The organism is Streptomyces sp. 147326 (assembly GCF_045000215.1).
Lineage (GTDB): Bacteria > Actinomycetota > Actinomycetes > Streptomycetales > Streptomycetaceae > Streptomyces.
Map to the genome: position 1 here is coordinate 2,681,613 of NZ_CP134201.1, position 19,303 is coordinate 2,700,915.

Consider the following 19,303-nt stretch of genomic DNA (forward strand, 5'->3'; position numbering starts at 1 on the left):
GCCTCCTATGGGCACCCAGCAGGAGAAGGACGAGCTGTACGCGCTGGACATCAGCGGTGTGGAGTGGGAAGGGCCGCCCGGCACCAGCCCGGACGAGGAGCGGGTCGAGATCGCCCGGCTTCCCGAGGGCGCGGTCGCCATGCGGTCCTCGCTGGACCGTGACACGGTGCTGCGCTACACCGCCGCCGAGTGGGAGGCGTTCGTACTCGGGGCCAGGGACGGCGAGTTCGACCTCGACCGGCACCGTCCCTGACAGGACCGCAGGACAACGCCGAAGGGGCGCGCCCGGTGTGGGCGCGCCCCTTCGGCGTGTGCGGACCTGTCGGCGACCGGGCTCAGAAGGCCTCGGTGAACAGGCTCGACGCCCGCTTGTCGGTGGCGCGGTAGTCGTCCTTGCCGCGCTCGATGAGCTGGGCGACCTTCTCCAGCATGTTCTTCATGTGGTCGGCCTTGTCACGGTACTTCTTCTGGAGATCGACGTACTGGCCGTGCGCCTCGCCGTCCCAGGTGTCCGTGACGACCGCCACTGCCCGCTCCATCGCGTCCAGGTCCTCGATGATGTGCTTCGAGACCTGGCGGAGGCGGTTGGCCATCTGCTGGACGCTGTCATACCGGACCTTAGTGTGGCCGTCGTCGGCAGCCATGTGCTTCTCCTTCTCGCTGAGCGGGTTACCTGAAAACGACGTGGGTCAGAGGTTGTTGAGGCCGGAGCTGCTTGTACCGTGAGCCTGGATCCCCTGCCTGAACGCCGCTTGCACCTCGTCGTCCTGGGCGTTGGTCAGGTTCTTGGTCTGGGACACCGCGTTGTGCAGGACGCGGAGGAGACGACGGATCTCGTCGTGGTCAGCGTTCAGCAACACCTGGGCTCGCTTGAACCCGTCGGCACCGACACCGGTCCAGCCGGCACTCACAGTTTCGAGGATGTCGGCCATCTCGCGGGCCTGCCTGGAGACGGCAGTGGCCGTCTCTTCGATCTTGGTCTTCGCCTTGACAACCGGAGTGTCTGCAAGTCCGAAAGTGTTCGTGCTCATACGAAGCTCCTCACTTCTCAATTCGCCGGCGGAACCGGCGGATTGCGTGGCGGAGCGGACACCGCCCCGGCGCGGCTTTGAGCCACGCGCCCTCGGGCATCCCCCTCCGCTCCACGCGATCCCCCGATCACACTCGTGAAGCCTGGTGTCACTCTAGCCAGTTCAGCGCCCAGTCCCAACACCGGTAGGGCGCTTCCGTTGATGAACTGTGACCGTTCACTGCAAACGGCGTCGGCGGCCGCGTGCATCCCGGATCACCGTCGCGGTACCCGCGATGACGGCGATCAGGACGGCGCCGATGCCGAGAGCGTACGTCCCGAACCGCTCCTCACGCTCCTGGGCCGTCTCGGTGAGCTGGAGCGCCGCCGCCTCGGGGGCCGCCGCCGGGGGCGGGCCGGGGTCCGGGACCGGAGCCTTGGGGACCTCCTGGTCCTGGCTGAGCGCGCGCACCGGGTCGACGATGCCCCAACCGACGTAGTCGTCGTGGCCGTTGACCGAACGCTCGGCGGTGTTCTGGATCTGCCAGACGATCTGCTCGGCCGACCAGTCCCCGTGCTCGGCGCGCAGCAGGGCGGCGACCCCGGCGACGTACGGGGCGGAGAAGCTGGTGCCGTTGTCGATGCACTGGCCGAAGCCCGGGACGGTGGACACCATGTCGACGCCGGGCGCCGCCACCCCGATGAAGTCGCCGGGCTGGGAGAACGGGGCGCGCTCGTTGTTGCGGTCCGAGGCGCCGACGGCGAGCACTCCGGGGAAGGCCGCCGGGTAGGTCTTGCGCTTCTCCCCGCTCATGCCGTCGTTGCCGGCCGAGGCCACGACGACGACGTTGGCGGCGACGGCCTTCTGGACCGACTTGCCGAGCTCGGAGTCCGCGGACAGCTGCGCGTCGGTGTCCTGGGAGATGTTGATCACTTGGGCGCCCTTGGACACCGCGTGGTCGATCGCCTGGCTCAGGGACAGGGCGTTGCCCTTGCCCTGCCCGTCGTTCTGCCGGATCGGGATGATCGTGGCGTCCGGGGCCAGGCCGACGAAACCGGTGCCCTCCTGGGGGCGGGCCGCGATCAGCCCGGCGACCTTCGTTCCGTGGCCGACGGTGTCGCTCGTGCCGTCGCCGCCCTTGGGGTCGACGAAGTCCTTGCCGGCGCCCGTGTCGAGGGCGCCGCTGAGCTGCGGGTTCACCCGGTCCACGCCGGTGTCGATGACGGCGACGCGGACGCTGGCGCCGTTCTTGTCCTTGCCCTTGGTCTGCGCCCAGAGCTCGTCGAGCAGCAGCCGCTGCAGGGCCCAGGGGCGGTCCTCGATCTGCTTCTTCATGGGAAAGGTGCACTCCCCCGCGCCGTCGGGGCGCAGGGCGTACGGGGCGTGCGGCGCGGGAGCTTCGGCCGCGGCGGCCGCGCCCGCGCCGCCGGAGACCAGGGTGAGGGCGAACGCGGCGGCGAGGAGCGCGGTCCGGGGCGTCTGGGACTGGGGCATCGGCGGCTTCCTCACGAACCCTGGGGCTGACGGGCGGAGTTGGTGTCCAGGCGCGGGCCCTTGGAGAGGAACTCCGACCAGGCGATGGGCACCATGGCCGGGGTGATGCCTCCGTAGCCGAGCCTGACCTGCGCCTGGCTGGCCTCGGGGCGGCCGTCGGTGCCCCCCTTCGCCTGCGGGTCGGGCGCGCCGATCTTCGACTTCTCGGCGTCGCTGTCGCCGTTGGCCTGGACGGCGTACCGCAGGCCGGTGTCGGTGACCAGGAAGAGGGAGCCGCCGGCCGTGGTCTGCTTGCCCTGGACCTGCGTGTAGAGCAGCCCCGAGCCCGGGGTGACGTACGCGCTGGTGCCGCTGGCGGTGATGTCGATGGGGAAGCCGGTGCCCGCCCAGGTGCTCAGGGTCTGGTTGCCCTGGCCGTCGACCGAGCGCAGGACGTTGCAGACGGTGTCCCGGTTGTTGGAGCCGCCGCCGGTCTGGGTGCCGGCGGCCGGTGCCGTCTGGTTGATCCGGTCGGACTTCTCCTGCGGCCACTTGACGTCGCCGGCGAAGGGGGCGGCGTCCGGGTTGAGCGACTGGAGGTCGACCTCCCGGGGCTTGCCGTGCATGTTGAGGCCGTCGGTCGCGGGCGCCGAGATCAGCAGCCAGGCCACGAAGTCGGAGACCGGTGCGACCTTCCCCGGCAGCACCACGTAGTGCTGGGCGCCGGAGCCGGTCTGGGCCTTGAGCACCATGCCGACCTTGTTGTCGGCGGTGGTCAGGCCCTTCACGTCGGCGTTGGCGCCGGCCTTGCCGGGGATCGGCGGGAAGGCCAGGTCGTCGCCGGAGTTGAGGGTCCCCAGCCATTCCGGGGTGACCTGCTGCGGGGTGGCGCCGGTGCCGACCAGGGCGTTGGTCATGGTCCCGGCGGCGGGCGTGCCCTCCGGGAACTTGTACTTCGTCCCCGTCCAGTCGACCAGGTAGCGCTCCTTGCCCGGACCGGTGCTCTGCACGTACAGCGACTGGGTCTCGGTGAGCCTGCGGGCGTCGTCCGTCTTGGCCGCCTCGCGGTCGGCGAGGACGAAGGTGGCGGTCTGCACGCCGCGGCCGTTGCCGCCCGGCTGCTGGCAGACGGCCCAGCGCTTGGCCTTGCCGGCGTCCTCCTTGGAGGGGAGCCGGTCGGGGGCGTACTGGATGCCGATGATGGGACCGCGCGGCGGCTTGCCCGCGTCGAGGACCTTGTCCTCGACCTGGATCACCTTGAACTTCTGCGGATCCAGCAGGAGTCGGGCGGAGGCGAGGTTCAGCACCGGGTGCAGCCGGGTCTGGTCCTTGCCGTTGACCTTCGTGGTCAGGACCACGTACCGGGTCGTCGAGTCCTTGCCGACGATGACCCTGGTCCCGGGCTCCGCCCAGCCCTTGGGGGCGGTGGGCTTGAACATGCCCCAGGCGCCGAAGCCGGCGAGCACGAGCGCGCCGACGATCAGACCCGGCAGGACCGCGCGCAGCGGGCGCGGCGCGCCCTCCTCGGTGCCCGTGGCAGATGGCTGGAGGAACGCGGCCACCGTGCGCCGCTTCGCAAAGGTGTACGCGTTGAGCTCATCACGTCGTGATGCCATGACCGCCTGTTTCTCCCCGCACGGCCCGGCCGGTGAGTACGGTCCCCGGGCCTCGATTGTCGGACCGGGCACCTACTATGCCTCTTGACGGACGGTATGCACGGGCCGGGTAGGGTGAGGCAGCCGCTCAGCGCCTCCCGCACCGGGGTAATCAGGGCTTGTTGAGGTGGATTGGGGAGATTCCGGGGTCGTGCGGCAAGTGACGCACAGCGCCCGGACTCATGGGTTCTGGCCCTGGGGGCACCACCCAGCGTGGCCGGGGGAGAGAGGGGAAGTGCGCGAGTGATGGCAACCGCGACGGAGCCGCAGACCGGCGCACCCGCGCCCGCACCCGCCCGCGGCGGGGTGACGCCGCAGCCGAAGTCGAGCCCCGGCCGCTTCGGTCCGTTCCGACTGCAACAGCTCGTACTGCTCCAGGTCGCGGCGGCCGCGCTGCTGGTGGCCTGGGTGGTCGAACCGATGCTGCTGGTTCCCGTGGGCGTACTGGCGCTCGTGCTGGTGGTGCTCGCGCTCGTACGCCGGCACCAGCGCTCCCTGCCGGAGTGGATCGGCGGCGCGCTCGCGCTGCGTTCGCGGCGCGGCCGTGCCGCCTCCTTCGCCGTGCCGACGGGCACCGAGCCCGGGCTGGCCCCGCTGGTCGAGGCCGATCCGGCGCTGCGCACGCTCACGTTCAGCGACCGCGAGCGGCGTCCGGTCGGGATGATCGGCGACGGAACCTTCCTGACCGCGGTCGTCCAGGTGGACACGGACGCCACCGCGCTGCGGCCCGACCGGGCGGCGCGCCCGCTGCCGCTCGGCCTCGTACGGGACATCCTCGAAGTGGACGGCATCCGGCTGGAGTCCGCGCAGCTGGTGCAGCACACCCAGCCGGCGCCGGCCCCGCACCTGCCGGCCCAGTCGATGGCCACGCGCAACTACGCGCCGCTGCAGGCCCGGACCGGAACTCCCGCGGTGCGCCTGACCTGGATCGCCCTCAAGCTCGACCCGGAGCTGTGCCCCGAGGCCGTCACCGCGCGCGGCGGCGGGCTGGCGGGGGCGCAGCGGTGCGTGGTGCGCGCGGCCGACCAGTTGGCGAGCCGGCTGGCAGGGGCCGGGTTCACGGCCACCGTGCTGACCGAGCAGGAGCTGACGGCGGCGCTGGCCACGTCCTCGTGCGCGAACCCGATGGCGATCACCCAGGCCGGGCGGTCGGCCAGCACCGGGCGGCGCACGGAGGAGACCCCGCGGACCTGGCGCTGCGACGACCGGCGGCACACGACGTACTGGATAGGCCGCTGGCCGCAGCTGGGCGGCTCGGGAGCGGCGGCACTGCCGCAGTTCGTGGCGCTGCTGACCTCGCTGCCCGCGCTCGCCACGAACTTCAGCCTGACGATGGCCCCGGCGGAGCGACAGGGCGTGACCCTGACCGGACACGTACGGGTGACGGGCCGCAGTGACGAGGAACTCGTCGCGGCCCGCCGGGAGTTGGAGCGGACGGCGCGGGGCGTGAAGGCCGGGCTGGTCCGGCTCGACCGTGAACAGGTGCCGGGGCTGCTGGCCTCGCTGCCGCTGGGAGGGGCGCGATGAGGGGCGGTTTCGGGCTGGTCGGCCCGCGACGGGAACGGCACGTGGTGCCCTCGGCGGACCTGGACGCACTGGCGCTGCCCGTCGGGGACGACGGGGTCGTCATCGGCGTGGACGCCGAGGGGCGGCCCGCGGTGCTCGGCATCAACCGGCCGACTCCGTACGAGGTGACGCTGATCGGCGGCCTGTGGACGGCGCAGGTGCTGGCGCTGCGCGCGGCGGCCACGGGTGCGCGGGTGGCCGTGGAGACCGGGCGCGGCCAGGTGTGGTCCGGTCTGGCCCAGGCGGCGGGCGGCGGGCAGCAGTGCGTGACCCTGCACGAGGTGGGCCGGGTCCCGCCGCAGGGCGCCTCGGCGGGCAGCCCGGTGCTGGTGGTCCGCGACTGCGGGATGCGGCCGCCGCGCGGGCGCGTGGTGGCCGGGCCGTGGCAGTCGGTGCTGACCCTGCTGCCGTACCTGAGTCCGACGGCGCCGCGGTTGCTGCAGCAGTCGTCGCTGGTGGGCGTGCAGCGGGTGTCCCCGGACGAGGCGGAGCAGATCGGCCGCCTGATGCAGCTGCCTCGGCAGGCGGTGGCTTCCCTGCCGACGCTGGGCGACGGAGTGACGCTGTGGTGCACGCCACGGGACCGGCAGTTCGTGATGACCCAGGGGACGGAAGCGGAGACGGGCCTGCTCGGCGGAGCCCGGCGCATCGACTGACCGCAGGCCCCCTGAGGGGGGCGGACAGTGGTGTCGGGGCGCGATTAGGGTGGGTCCGGGCGCGGCGAGGTGGGCGCCGGACCGGTGTTCAACAGACCAGGAGGACCAGTGAGCGGCGATCGGAACGAGAGGCGCGGCGGGGCGTGGGACGTCCCGACGGACGATCAGTCCGACGCGGAGCCCGAGCTGACGGGCGAGTTCACCATCGACTACACCCCGCCGGCCTGGTACACGCAGGGTGCGGCCCCGGCCGCGCAGGTGCCGGGGCTTCCCGAGGGCAGCGGCTTCGAACCGCACCGCCCGTCGGACGTGGAGTCGCCCTCGACGATGCGGATCGCGCCGCCGGCCCAGCGGACCCCGTCCGACGGGGCGGGCCTGCCCGTCCCGTTCCCGGCACCCACACCGGCCGAGTCGCCGCTCCCGGCCCCGGCCGAGACGCCTGTTCCGGCTCCGGCCGACGCCGCCCCCGCGTACCCGGCGACGCCGACCCCGGCCGAGACGCCTGTTCCGGCTCCGGCCGAGGCCGCCCCCGCGTACCCGGCGCCCGCCCCGGCCCCGATCGAGGCCCTGGCGCCGGTGCGGGCCGACGCCCTCCCCCCGTATCCGGCTCCGGCTCCGGCACCGATCGAGGCGCCTGCTCCCGTTCCGCCGTACACGGCTCCGGCCTTGGACCCGGCCCCTGTCGAGGCTCCTGCTCCGGCGGACGCCCGCCCGGCCCACCCGGCCCCGGCAGCGCTCGAGGGGCCCGTTCCGGCTCCGGCCGACGCCGCTCCGGCGTATCCGCCCTCCGTGCCCTCGTACTCGGCACCGGCACCGGCACCGGCACCGGTCGAGAACGGGCTGCCCGCTGCCGACGCCCCGGCCCCCGTCGCGCCGTTCGGCGCTCCCGACGAACCGGCTCCGTCGTACGCGGCTCCCACCCCGGGCCCGGCCCCGGTCGAGGCTCCTGCTCCGGCGGACGCCCTCCCGGCCTACCCGGCCCCGGTCGAGGACGCTCGGCCCGCGCTCGACGCCCCGGCGCCGTTCTCGGCTCCCGCCCTGGAGCCGGCCCCGGCCGAGCTCCCGGCGCCGTTCTCGGCGCCGGTCGCCGACGAGCCGGTCACCGACGCGGCCCCCGCAGTGCAGAGTTCCTCCGGCGGCTGGGCCGGTCCGCAGGACACCCCCGCCGACGGGGTGCCCGTGCTGCCTCCCGCCGAGCAGGCACCGGCGCAGGCGCAGGCCGGCGGGGAGTCCCCGTTCGGGGCGCCCGGCGGTGAACTGCCTCCGCTGCCGCCCGCGTTCGCGACGCAGGACGCCTATCCGTTCCCGCCGCCGGCACCGGCACCCGCCCCGCAGCAGCAGCAGCAGCCCCAGCCGCAGCCGTACGACCCCCGGTCCGCCGGGCAGTGGCCCGTGGGACCGGGGCAGCAGCAACAGCCGCCGCAGCCCCGGCCCCACGACCCGCGCTACTCCGCCGGCCCGACCGGCGGCGGGGCGCCGCTCGGCTACACCGCCGCGGTCGAGCTGTCCTCCGACCGCCTGCTGCGCAACAAGCAGAAGCCCAAGAACAACAACAACGGCGCCGGCGGCCGCTTCCGCTTCGGCGGCAAGGCGGCCGAAGCGGAGCGCCAGCGCAAGCTGGAGCTGATCCGCACCCCGGTCATGTCCTGCTACCGCATCGCCGTCATCAGCCTCAAGGGCGGCGTCGGCAAGACCACGACCACCACCGCGCTCGGCGCCACCCTCGCCACCGAGCGCCAGGACAAGATCCTGGCCATCGACGCGAACCCCGACGCCGGCACCCTCGGCCGCCGCGTGCGTCGCGAGACCGGGGCCACCATCCGCGACCTGGTCCAGGCGATCCCGTACCTGAACTCGTACATGGACATCCGCCGGTTCACCTCGCAGGCGCCCTCCGGTCTGGAGATCATCGCCAACGACGTGGACCCGGCCGTCTCCACGACCTTCAACGACGAGGACTACCGCCGCGTCATAGAGACGCTGGGCCGCCAGTATCCGATCATCCTCACCGACTCGGGCACCGGCCTCCTCTACTCCGCCATGCGCGGAGTCCTGGACCTGGCCGATCAGCTGATCATCATCTCGACCCCGTCCGTGGACGGTGCCAGCAGCGCGAGCACCACCCTCGACTGGCTCTCCGCGCACGGGTACGCCGACCTCGTCTCCCGCTCCCTCACCGTCATCTCGGGGGTCCGCGAGACGAGCAAGATGATCAAGATCGAGGACATCGTGCAGCACTTCGAGACCCGCTGCCGCGGTGTCGTCGTGGTGCCGTTCGACGAACACCTCGCGGCCGGCGCCGAGGTCGATCTCGACATGATGCGGCCCAAGACGCGCGAGGCGTACTTCAACCTCTCCGCGCTGGTGGCCGAGGACTTCCTGCGGGCCCAGCAGCAGGCCCCACAGGGTCACTGGGGAACTCCGCAGCAGCCCCACCAGCCCCATCCCCAGCAGCCGCAGCCCCACCAGCAGCCGCAGCCGTACGGCCAGCCCCAGGGCCAGCCCCCGTACCAGCAGCCGCCGCAGCAGCAGCCGCAGCCCTACGGCCAGCCCTACCCGCAGCCCGGCCAGCCCTGGCAGCAGCCCCCGGCCCCGCAGCAGCAGCCGCCGCAGCCCCAGCAGCCCCCGCGCGACCCGCGCCTCGGCTGACCCGCACAACAGGAAGGGCCCGTACCGCCCCCGGAACCGGATCGAGGAGGATCCGGTTCCGGCGCGGTACGGGCCCTCGCCCGTTCGTCCGTCAGCGCTGCAGGTCGTACGTGTCCGTGAGCACCCGCGCCCGCTTCACATCGTCCGCGATCGCCTCCAGCAGCCCGTCCAGCGACTCGAACCTCGCCATCCCCCGCACGTACGCGAGGAAGTCGACGGCCACGTGCTTCCCGTACAGGTCCAGCCCGACCCGGTCGATCGCGTACGCCTCCACGGTCCGCTCGGTGGCGTCGAACTGCACGTTCGTCCCCACCGAGATCGCCGCCGGCATCCGCTCGCCGTCCGCCGTCAGCCAGCCCGCGTAGACCCCGTCCGCCGGGATCGCGGTGTGCGGCGCCGTCTCGACGTTCGCCGTCGGGTAGCCGAGCTCGCGCCCGCGCTGCGCACCGCGCACCACCACGCCCTCGACCCGGTGCGGGCGTCCCAGGATCTCGGCCGCGCCGTCCATGTCGCCCTCGGCGACGAGCCGGCGCGCCAGCGTCGAGGAGAACGGCACTCCGCCGCCCGCCTCGCCCCGCTCGACCAGGTCCACCACCTCGACCTCGTAGTCGTAGGTGGAGCCCAGCTCGCGCAGGAAGTCGACGTTCCCGGCGGCCCGGTGGCCGAAGCGGAAGTTCGGGCCCTCGATGACGGCCCGCGCGTGCAGCTTGTCGACGAGCACCTTCACGATGAAGTCGGCCGGGGACAGCTGCGAGAACTCCGCCGTGAACGGCAGGATCAGGAGCGCGTCCACGCCCAGCCCGGCCATCAGCTCGGCACGCCGGTCGTAGGGGGCCAGGATCGGCGGGTGGCTGCCGGGGCGGACGACCTCGCTCGGGTGCGGGTCGAAGGTGACCACGACGGACGGGACGCCGAGCGCGCGCGCCGTGGCCACGGCCCGCCCGATGATCAGCTGATGTCCCCGGTGCACGCCGTCGTAGGAGCCGATGGTGACGACGCTGCGTCCCCAGTCCTGGGGGATGTCCTCCAAGCCACGCCAGCGCTGCACTGTGACCGCTCCTCGCCCGAACCCGCTTGGTCCTTGAACTGATTGCCGATTGCAGGTCTAAGACTGCCATGCCGGTGGCCGCTGCCCCGCATCGGCGTCTGGGTCGGACCGCTGCCGCGGGATATCGCCTCACGTCACGTCCGGCGCCGTCCTGCCGAGGGTCTCCACCGTCCGCCGCGCGCTCGGCCCCAGCAGGGCCGCGGCCTCCGCGGCCGCCTCCGCCAGCCAGCGGGCGACGAGCGCCCCGAAGGCCGGTTCGGCCCGGGCCAGCTCCACCGTCCGCCGCTCGAAGACCTCCGGCCCGCCGGGGGCCCGCAGCAGCTGCCTCCCGGTGCGCCGCAGCAGTTCCCGCGTACGGGCCTCCGGGCGCCGGGAGGTCCCGGCCGCGAGGCCCCCGAGGAACGCGCCGAGGACCTGCGGATCGGCCTCCTCGCGCAGCAGGACGCCGGCCAGCTCGCCGCGCAGCGGGTACGAGCACTCCCCGCCCGGCGCGGCCAGTACGGCGGCGAGCTCCGCCCTGACCCCCGCCGGGGCGTTGCGCAGCAGGTCCAGGACCAGCGGGCGCAGCACGGGGGCGGCGGCCGGGCCCTGTTCGAGCCGCCGTTCCACGAAGACGGCGGCGTGCGGTGCGTCCGCGGGCCGGTGCGCGAGGTGTTCCCGTACGAGGTCACCCGCGCGGCGGGCCAGCCCCGGGGTGGTCAGCGCGGCCAGGGCGCGCACCACCTCCCCGTCGGCCCGGGCCCGCAGGGCGGCGAACACGGCGTCCGGGTGGGGCAGTACGGGCAGGGCCGCGACCAGGGCCGCCGCGGGCAGGCGGGAGCCGAGCTCGGGGTCGCGGAAGCAGGCGAGGGCCTCGGGCAGGTAGCGGCCGCGCACCTGCGGGTCGCGGAGCAGCACGGCCAGAGCGCTGCCGTGCAGGGTCGCGTCCGCGGGGCGGGCGAGCAGCGCCCGGGCGGCGCAGCGCAGCAGCTCGCGGTCGGCGGGGGTGCGCGCGTGCGGGGCGGTGGCGAGCCCGTAGGCGGCGGCCGCGACCCGCCGCCCGGGCCGTTCGTCGTGCGCCCAGCGGTCCACGGCCCGGCACATCGCGGACGGCTCCTCCTCGGCGAGTACGGCCAGCAGCTCGTCGGCGCGGGGGTGCGCGGTGGTGACGAGCGCCTCGGTGAGGTCGTCCACGGCGAGTCGGCGGTGGGTGTGCAGCAGGGCCTGCGCCGCGGTGGCGACGGTGGCCCCGGGCCGGCCGCGCAGCCGGCGGCCGTCGGCGAACCAGGCGCAGAGCAGCGGCTGCGCGCGCTGCGGGTCCCGGGCCAGGCGGCGGGCCGCGGCGTCGAGGTAGCGGTCGCCGGGGACCGCCTCGGCGGGGTCGGCGGGCAGCAGGCGGCGCAGCAGGTCGAGGCGGTCGGGCTCGGGCAGCCGGAGCCGGTTCCAGAACCAGCCGCCGAACTCCCCCGGGCCGGCGCGGGTCACGTGCTCGGCGAGGGCGTGCAGGACGGGCAGGTGGGGGTGCGCGTCGGGGGCCCGGAGCAGGCTCTCGCGCAGCAGCCGGGCGGCCCACCAGGCGCGGTCCGGGTCGGCCTGCGCCGGCGCCTCGGCGAAATGGTTGAGGCGGTGGACCAGGGCGGTGAGCTCGCCCTGCAGGTGCTCCGGGGGCAGCCTGCGCAGGGCCTCCAGGACGGGGCCAATCCGGTGCCGGGGCACGGGCAGACCCGGCCCGGCGGGGCCGTGGACGAGGAAGGCGAGGGCCGTCGGGACGTCGAGGTGGACGGCCTGGATCCAGTCGGACAGCTCCTCGTGGGCGAAGCGGTAGCCGGTCCCGGCGGGCACCAGCAGACCCTCGGTGAGCACGGCGGAGGCCCAGCCGGTGCGCCACGGGAACAGCTCCTCGAAGGAGGCCCGGTCCAGCTGTCCCTGTCCGGGCCCCAGGCAGCGGCGCGCGGCCTCGTGCACGCTGCCGGCCACGCGCGCCGCGAGCCGCCGGACCCCGGGGCCGTGCACCCTGGCTCCGCCGGCGTCGGCGCAGGCCGCGGCGGTGCGGACGGCGGTGCGCAGGCACAACAGGTCCAGGTGGGCGGCGAAGACCTCGTCACGGCCTGGGCGGCCGGCGGTGACCCCGGCGGCGCGGATCCCGGCCAGCAGGCTCAGGGTGAGCGGATGGCGGGCGTCGGCCGCGCGGACGGCGTCGGCGGGGATGCCGAGACGGGCCCGGACGGTCTCGGCCTCGGCGGCGGTGAGGTCGCCGAGCGGGAGCGCGGGCGGCAGCCGCCGGGCGGGACGGGCCGGGGTGTGCAGTGCCTCGGGCGGGTAGAGGGCGCCGGCCCGCTCCCAGTACTCGGGCCGGGCGGCGACGACCAGCCGGGCCCCGGTCCCGCGGAGCCACCCGGCGGTGGCTTCCGTCCAGACACCCAACCGGTGGGCGAGCTCCGGCGGCATCTCCTCGGGGGCGTCGAGCACCACGAGCAGGGGGCGGCCGGCGCGGGCGACGACGTGCGCGAGGTGCTCCGCGATGCCGGGGGCTCCCGCCGGGGCCGCGGTTTCCCTGGCGGGGGAGGAGAGCCGCTTGCCCGGGGCGGCTTCGTCGGGGGGCGTCCCCGGCGGGGTCGGAGGGGTGGGGCCGGGCGCGGGTTGGCTGCGCCGCTTGCCCGGGGCGGCTTGGTCGAGGGGCGTCCCCGGCGGGGTCGGAGGGGTGGGGCCGGGCGCGGGTTGGCTGCGCCGCTTGCCCGGGGCGGCTTGGTCGAGGGGCGTCCCCGGCGGGGTCGGAGGGGTGGGGCCGGGCGCGCGCCGGGGCGTCTCCTCGGGCGCCGAACGTGGCGGGGGGTCGGAGGGCCGGGGCACCTTGCGTTCGACGCCCTGCGGGGAGCGCCCCGGCACACACCCGTCCCCGGCGGAGTCCGCGGTGCGCGGGGCGGAGTCGGGCGTCGCCGCCTCCGTGGCCGCAGTGTCCCGGCCGGCGAGGCCACTGGCGCCCTGCGGGGAGCGCCCCGGCACACACCCGTCCCCGGCGGAGTCCGCGGTGCGCGGGGCGGTGTCGGGCGTCGACGCCTCCGTGGCCGCTGTGTTCCGGGCGGCCCTCGTCAGTGCGCGGGTCACCGCGTCGGAGAGGGAGGTGTCGTCGGCGTGCAGGTCTGCGCCGCGGAGCCAGAGGGTCGGGGCGGGGCGGGGTCCGTGGGCACGGCGTACGGCCAGGGCCGCGAGGGTGGTGGTGCGGCCCGTGCCGGGTTCTCCGACCAGGCCCAGGACCGGGCGGTCGCCCTCCGTGAAGGCCGCCAGTTCGGCGGTGGTTCCCGGCCGTTCCACCGGCTCGGAGGCGTCGGCGGGGAAGGCCGTTCCCAGGGTGGTCGCGGTGAGTTCCAGTGCCCCGGCGAGGTTCAGGTCGGGGCCGTGGCCCGGCACGGTGGCGGCGTTGCGTTCCAGCAGGGCGGCCAGGGGGCCGCCCGGGTCGGCCGCGGCGGCGGTGCGCAGGGCCACCGCGAAGGGCGCCGAGCGGTGTTCCGCCTGCAGAGCGGTGCCCAGGACCGCGAGCACCGCTCCGGTTCGGGCGTCGCGCACCGGGCCCCCGCAGGCCTCCCCGCCCAGCAGCAGGGCGTCCCGGCCGTCCGTGCCGATCGCCAGCTCCACCGCCGGGTACGTGACCTGCGCGCCCCCCAGTACCCGCGCCTGGCGCCAGCCGCGCGCGGGCAGCCGTACGTAGGTCCCCGGATCGATCACCTCGCGCATCGCGACCGGCAGCGGCCTCATGCCGAGTCCGTCGCTCCGTACGAGCGCCAGGGCCAGCCCCGGCAGCGCGGTCACGTCCGCCGCCTCGGCCAGCCAGGTCCGCCCGGGACCGTGCAGGAGCACTCGGCTCAGGCCGTCGACGGCCTCGTGGCTGGTGACCACCGTGCCGCGGTCGTCGGCGACGAATCCGCTGCCGCGCACCCGCCCGGCGGGATCGCAGATCTTGACGAGCTCCGCCATGGCCGCACCACTCCCCCGCAACTCCCGTGTTCACGACGGTAGGCAGGTGAAGATCAGCACGGAAAGCACGCGAAGCGAACGCGCCCCCTTACGCTCCCTCCATTCACTCCGAGCGCCTGCTCGGACGGGTGAATACGGGCGTCCGGGTGGATAGAGACCTACCCGAGGGGGGTCGTGGAGCGGTGAGCAGCAGTCCAAGTGCGCTCACCGCTCCACGTCAACGATCAGACGAAGACCGCGAGGGACTTCGCCTTCCCGTTCTTGCTCTCGACGAGCCCGAGCAGCTGGCCCTGCGGCCCGAAGACGGCGACCGTGCGGCCGGACTCGTACTCCTCCGGCATGTCGATCCGCACGCCGTTGGCGAGCAGCGAGGCCCGCCGTGCGTCCAGGTCCCAGCGCGGGAAGGCAGCGGCGGCGGCCTCGCCGATGGGCATGACGGTCAGCTCCTCCTGGAGCTGGTCCAGGGTCCGCGCCCGGTCGAGCTTGTACGGGCCCACCCGGGTGCGCCGCAGCGCGGTCAGGTGCCCGCCGACGCCGAGGTCGGCGCCGAGGTCGCGGGCGAGGGCGCGGATGTACGTACCGCTGGAGCAGACGACGGAGACGACGAGGTCGACGACCTTGGTGCCGTCCTCGGCCTCCGCCTCCCGCATGTCGTACACCTGGAAGGACGAGACGGTCACCGGCCGGGCCGGGATCTCGAAGTCCTCGCCGTCCCGCGCGCGCTTGTAGGAGCGCACGCCCTTGATCTTGATGGCGCTGACCTTGGACGGGACCTGCATGATCTCGCCGGACAGCTTGGCGACGCCCTCGTCCACGGCCTCCCGGGTGACCCCGGTGGCGTCCGTGGAGGAGGTGATCTCGCCTTCGGCGTCGTCCGTCAGGGTGTTCTGGCCCAGCCGGATCGTGCCGAGGTACTCCTTCTCCGTGAGCGCGAGGTGGCCGAGGAGCTTGGTGGCCTTCTCGACGCCCAGGACCAGCACGCCCGTCGCCATCGGGTCGAGCGTGCCGGCGTGGCCGACGCGGCGGGTCTTGGCGATCCCGCGCATCTTGGCGACCACGTCGTGCGAAGTGAAGCCGGACGGCTTGTCGACGATGACAAGGCCGTCCGGAGTCTTCCCTGCGTTGGTGCTCATTCCGCGGCTGCGTCCTCGTCGGAGTCGTCGGCGTCCTCATCCGGCTTCTTGTACGGGTCGGCATCGCCGGCGTACTGGGCGCCGGAGGAGACCTCACGCACCTGGGCGTCGGAGGTCCGCGCCTTTTCGAGGAGGTCCTCGATGGTCTTGGCGTTCTCCGGGAGGGCGTCCGCGACGAAGGTCAGGGTGGGCGTGAACTTGGTGCCCGCCGCCCGGCCGACCGCGGAGCGCAGGACGCCCTTCGCGCTCTCCAAGCCCGCTGCCGCGCTGGCGCGGTCCTCGTCGTCCCCGTAGACCGTGTAGAAGACCGTGGCCTCCCGCAGGTCGCCGGTGACCCTGGTGTCCGTGATGGTCACGTGCGTACCGAGGCGGGGGTCCTTGACACCACGCTGCAGCTTCTCCGCCACCACCTCCCGGATGAGGTCCGCCAGCTTCTTCGCCCGCGCATTGTCGGCCACTGGTCCGTCTCCTTCTTATGTCTTGCTATCAGTCTTCATCACCGTGGAAGCGCCGTCGTACGGACAGCAGCTCCACTTCCGGACGTGCCGCGACCAGCCGCTCGCAGCGGTCCAGTACATCCGAGAGGAACCCCGCGTCCCCGCTCACCAGAGCGACCCCTATACGGGCCCTGCGGTGCAGGTCCTGGTCACCCACTTCAGCCGCGCTCACGGAAAACTTTCGTTGGAGCTCGGCGACGATGGGCCGGACGACGGAGCGTTTCTCCTTCAGCGAGTGGACGTCGCCGAGGAGCAGGTCGAAGGACAGAGTCCCCACGTACATGCAGTTCCGGATATCCCGCCGGTGCGGGTTCGGTGGCCTGCCGGGCCGTCGCCCGGCAGGATCACCCGGCGCTCGCGCGGCCGGGTCACCAGAACCGTACACGCAACGGCCGGGGCCGATCGACGGATATTCCGCCGACCGGCCCCGGTGTTACGAGTTACGACACGGTGCGAACCGCCTCGCGCTTACGCGCGGGGCTTCTCGCGCATCTCGTACGTCGCGATGACGTCGTCGATCTTGATGTCGTTGTAGCTGCCGAGGTTGATACCGCCCTCGAAGCCTTCGCGAATCTCGGTGACGTCGTCCTTGAAGCGGCGCAGACCGGAGATGGTGAGGCTCTCGGCGATGACCTTGCCATCGCGCAGAAGCCGCGCCTTGGTGTTGCGCTTGACCTCGCCGGACCGGATGAGGACACCGGCGATGTTGCCCAGCTTGGACGAGCGGAAGATCTCGCGGACCTCCGCCGTACCGAGCTCGACCTCTTCGTACTCCGGCTTGAGGAGACCCTTCAGGGCCGCCTCGATCTCCTCGATGGCCTGGTAGATCACCGAGTAGTAGCGAACGTCGACGCCCTCGCGGTCCGCCATCTGCGCGGCACGGCCGGCCGCACGGACGTTGTAACCGATGACGATGGCGTCGGAGCCCATCGCCAGCGAGATGTCGGACTCGGTGACCGCACCCACACCGCGGTGCAGGACCCGGATGTCGACCTCTTCACCGACGTCGAGCTGGAGCAGCGAGGACTCGAGAGCCTCGACCGCACCGGACGCGTCGCCCTTGATGATGAGGTTGAGTTCCTGGACCAGACCGGCCTTGAGCACGGAGTCGAGGTCCTCGAGGGACACGCGACGGACGCGCTTGGCGAAGTTGGCGTTGCGCTCACGCGCAGCACGCTTCTCGGCGATCTGACGGGCCGTACGGTCCTCGTCGACGACGAGGAAGTTGTCGCCGGCGCCGGGGACGTTGGTGAGACCCAGGACCAGGACGGGGGTCGACGGACCCGCTTCCTCGACGTTGTTGCCCTTGTCGTCGAGCATGGCGCGCACTCGGCCGTAGGCGTCGCCCACGACCATCGTGTCACCGACGCGGAGGGTACCGCGCTGGACGAGGACGGTGGCGACGGCACCGCGGCCGCGGTCGAGGTGGGACTCGATCGCAATACCCTGAGCGTCCTGCTCCGGGTTGGCGCGGAGGTCGAGCGAGGCGTCGGCGGTGAGGACGACGGCCTCGAGCAGGGAGTCGATGTGCAGACCCTGCTTGGCGGAGATGTCGACGAACATCGTGTCGCCGCCGTACTCCTCGGCGACCAGACCGAACTCGGTGAGCTGACCGCGCACCTTGACCGGGTCGGCACCCTCGACGTCGATCTTGTTGACCGCGACGACGATCGGGACGCCGGCGGCCTTGGCGTGGTTGAGCGCCTCGATCGTCTGCGGCATGACGCCGTCGTTGGCCGCGACCACGAGGATCGCGATGTCGGTCGACTTCGCACCACGGGCACGCATGGCGGTGAACGCCTCGTGACCCGGGGTGTCGATGAAGGTGATGCGACGCTCTTCGTCGTTGACCTCGGTGGAGACCTGGTACGCACCGATGTGCTGCGTGATGCCGCCGGCCTCGCCCGCAACGACGTTCGTCTTGCGGATGGCGTCGAGCAGTCGGGTCTTACCGTGGTCGACGTGACCCATGACGGTCACGACCGGCGGACGCGGCATGAGGTATTCCTCGCCGCCCTCGTCCTCGCCGAACTCGATGTCGAAGCCCTCGAGGAGCTCGCGGTCCTCTTCCTCCGGGCTGACGATCTGGACGACGTAGTTCATCTCGCCGGCCAGCATCTCGAGCGTCTCGTCGGAGACGGACTGCGTGGCAGTGACCATCTCGCCGAGGTTCATCATCACGGCGACGAGCGACGCCGGGTTGGCGTTGATCTTCTCCGCGAAGTCGGTGAGGGAGGCACCGCGCGACAGGCGCACGGTCTCGCCGCCACCGCGCGGCAGCATCACGCCGCCGACGGACGGGGCCTGCATGGCCTCGTACTCCTGGCGCCTCTGGCGCTTGGACTTGCGACCACGACGGGCCGGACCACCGGGACGGCCGAAGGCGCCCTGCGTGCCACCACGGGCACCGGGACCACCGGGACGACCACCGAAGCCGGGACGACCGCCGCCACCGGCACCGGCCGGACCGCCGCCGAAGCCGCCGCCACCGGGACGCGGGCCGCCGAAGCCGCCACCGCCGCCGGGACGCGAGCCCGGACCGGCCGGACGACCGGCGAAGCCGCCGCCCGCGGGACGACCGGCACCGCCGGGACGGCCTGCGCCACCCGCACCGGGACCACGGCCACCGGGGCCGCCACCGGGACGGGGACCGGGACCACCGGCAGCGGGACGCTGCGGCATCATGCCCGGGTTCGGACGGTTACCACCGGGGGCACCACCCGGACGCGGGGCGCCGGCCTGCGGGCGCGGCATGCCGCCCGGGGTCGGACGGGCGCCGCCGGGACCCTGCGGACGCGGAGCGCCGCCGGGGCCGCCCTGCGGGCGGGGAGCACCCTGGCCGCCGCCGGCGCCGGGGGCACCGGGACGGGGAGCGCCGGCCGGACGGGGCGCCTGCGGGCGCGCCATGCCGGTGGAGCCACCAGAGGTGAACGGGTTGTTGCCCGGACGGGGACCGGCCGGACGGGCGCCCTGGGGACGCGGGGCCGAGGAGCCGGGTGCACCGGCGGGCCGCTGGGCCTGGCCACCGGGGGTGGCACCGGCCGGGCGCGGGGCGCCGGGACGGGCGCCGGCCTGGCCGCCCTGACCCTGAGCCGGACGCTGCTGCGCCGGACGGGGACCCGGGGCCGCGGCGGCGGGACGCTCGGTGCGCGCCGGGGCGGCCGGAGCCGCCGGAGGCGCGGAGAACTCGGTCGCCACGGGCGCCGCCGGAGCGGGCTTCGGGGCGGCCGGAGCCTTCGGGCCGGGACGCGGGCCGGAGGCGGCCGGAGTCACCGGTGCGGGCGCTGCGGCGGCCGGAGCCTCCGCGACGACCGGCTTGGGGGCCGGTGCGCCGGGCTTCGGCGCAGCGGGACGTGCAACGGCACCCGGGGTCGGGGCCCCGGGCTTGGCGGGTGCGGCCTTGCGGGGCGCACCCGGCTTCGCAGCGGACTTGCCGGCGTTGCCGCCGGGGCCCTGCAGTGCGTCGGTCAACTTGCGTACAACCGGCGCCTCGATGGTCGAGGACGCCGAACGGACGAACTCACCGAGTTCCTGGAGCTTGGCCATGACGACCTTGCTCTCAACTCCGAACTCCTTGGCGAGTTCGTATACCCGGACCTTAGCCACTTCGCTCCTTTTAGGTCCGGGTTACGCCGGACCGTTGCTACTTCATGGGCGTACTCATC

The 19,303-nt window shown here is 73.8% G+C and carries 14 protein-coding genes; 4 read left to right on the forward strand and 10 right to left on the reverse strand.

From position 1 onward, the window contains the following. Positions 1–7 precede the first annotated feature (7 nt). Positions 8–253 (forward strand): DUF397 domain-containing protein, encoded by a 246-nt coding sequence (locus RIU97_RS11580; RefSeq protein ID WP_030708695.1) that lies wholly within the window; start codon positions 8–10, stop codon positions 251–253. Between the two features lie 82 nt (positions 254–335). Here the strand turns inward: RIU97_RS11580 and RIU97_RS11585 are convergent, their stop codons facing one another. The 4 genes from RIU97_RS11585 to eccB form a co-directional block, all read right to left on the reverse strand. After that, positions 336–644 carry a WXG100 family type VII secretion target gene (locus RIU97_RS11585; RefSeq protein ID WP_327416739.1) on the reverse strand — a complete coding sequence of 103 codons (309 nt, stop codon included), beginning with the start codon at positions 642–644 and terminating at the stop codon, positions 336–338. Positions 645–689: 45 nt separating this feature from the next. After that, complete coding sequence (locus RIU97_RS11590) at positions 690–1,031, reverse strand: WXG100 family type VII secretion target (protein WP_404955889.1); 342 nt, start codon at positions 1,029–1,031, stop codon at positions 690–692. Between the two features lie 216 nt (positions 1,032–1,247). After that, positions 1,248–2,504, reverse strand: a complete 1,257-nt coding sequence (gene mycP / locus RIU97_RS11595) for a type VII secretion-associated serine protease mycosin (protein WP_404955891.1) — start codon at positions 2,502–2,504, stop codon at positions 1,248–1,250. Between the two features lie 11 nt (positions 2,505–2,515). Beyond that, on the reverse strand, positions 2,516–4,099 hold the full coding sequence (eccB, locus tag RIU97_RS11600; protein ID WP_404955894.1) for a type VII secretion protein EccB: 1,584 nt from the start codon (positions 4,097–4,099) through the stop codon (positions 2,516–2,518). A 285-nt stretch (positions 4,100–4,384) separates the two neighbouring features. Here eccB and eccE point away from each other — a divergent pair, with 285 nt between their 5' ends. The 3 genes from eccE to RIU97_RS11615 all read left to right on the forward strand — a co-directional run bounded on the left by eccE (position 4,385) and on the right by RIU97_RS11615 (position 9,009). Continuing rightward, positions 4,385–5,665: a type VII secretion protein EccE gene (gene eccE, locus RIU97_RS11605; RefSeq protein WP_404955896.1), complete on the forward strand. Its 1,281-nt coding sequence runs from the start codon at positions 4,385–4,387 to the stop codon at positions 5,663–5,665. Continuing rightward, the gene (locus tag RIU97_RS11610) at positions 5,662–6,360 is read left to right on the forward strand and encodes a hypothetical protein (protein ID WP_351288767.1); all 699 of its coding nucleotides are present in this window, start codon (positions 5,662–5,664) and stop codon (positions 6,358–6,360) included. Before eccE ends, RIU97_RS11610 begins: the two co-directional genes overlap by 4 nt. Before the next feature lie 108 nt (positions 6,361–6,468). Beyond that, positions 6,469–9,009, forward strand: coding sequence for an SCO5717 family growth-regulating ATPase (locus tag RIU97_RS11615; protein ID WP_404955898.1), 2,541 nt, complete (start codon positions 6,469–6,471; stop codon positions 9,007–9,009). Positions 9,010–9,100: 91 nt separating this feature from the next. Here the strand turns inward: RIU97_RS11615 and RIU97_RS11620 are convergent, their stop codons facing one another. From RIU97_RS11620 to infB, 6 genes are all read right to left on the reverse strand, one after another. Further along, on the reverse strand, positions 9,101–10,057 hold the full coding sequence (locus tag RIU97_RS11620; protein ID WP_404955901.1) for a bifunctional riboflavin kinase/FAD synthetase: 957 nt from the start codon (positions 10,055–10,057) through the stop codon (positions 9,101–9,103). A 129-nt stretch (positions 10,058–10,186) separates the two neighbouring features. Continuing rightward, positions 10,187–14,008 (reverse strand): hypothetical protein, encoded by a 3,822-nt coding sequence (locus RIU97_RS11625; RefSeq protein WP_404955903.1) that lies wholly within the window; start codon positions 14,006–14,008, stop codon positions 10,187–10,189. 224 nt (positions 14,009–14,232) lie between these two features. Beyond that, positions 14,233–15,141, reverse strand: a complete 909-nt coding sequence (gene truB, locus RIU97_RS11630) for a tRNA pseudouridine(55) synthase TruB (RefSeq protein ID WP_404955905.1) — start codon at positions 15,139–15,141, stop codon at positions 14,233–14,235. Next, positions 15,138–15,599 carry a 30S ribosome-binding factor RbfA gene (rbfA, locus tag RIU97_RS11635; RefSeq protein WP_404955907.1) on the reverse strand — a complete coding sequence of 154 codons (462 nt, stop codon included), beginning with the start codon at positions 15,597–15,599 and terminating at the stop codon, positions 15,138–15,140. The genes truB and rbfA overlap by 4 nt, the downstream gene beginning before the upstream one ends. Positions 15,600–15,627: 28 nt before the next feature. Further along, positions 15,628–15,921: a DUF503 domain-containing protein gene (locus tag RIU97_RS11640; RefSeq protein WP_030030358.1), complete on the reverse strand. Its 294-nt coding sequence runs from the start codon at positions 15,919–15,921 to the stop codon at positions 15,628–15,630. 185 nt (positions 15,922–16,106) lie between these two features. Further along, on the reverse strand, positions 16,107–19,244 hold the full coding sequence (gene infB, locus RIU97_RS11645) for a translation initiation factor IF-2 (RefSeq protein ID WP_404955910.1): 3,138 nt from the start codon (positions 19,242–19,244) through the stop codon (positions 16,107–16,109). Between the last annotated feature and the right edge of the window lie 59 nt (positions 19,245–19,303).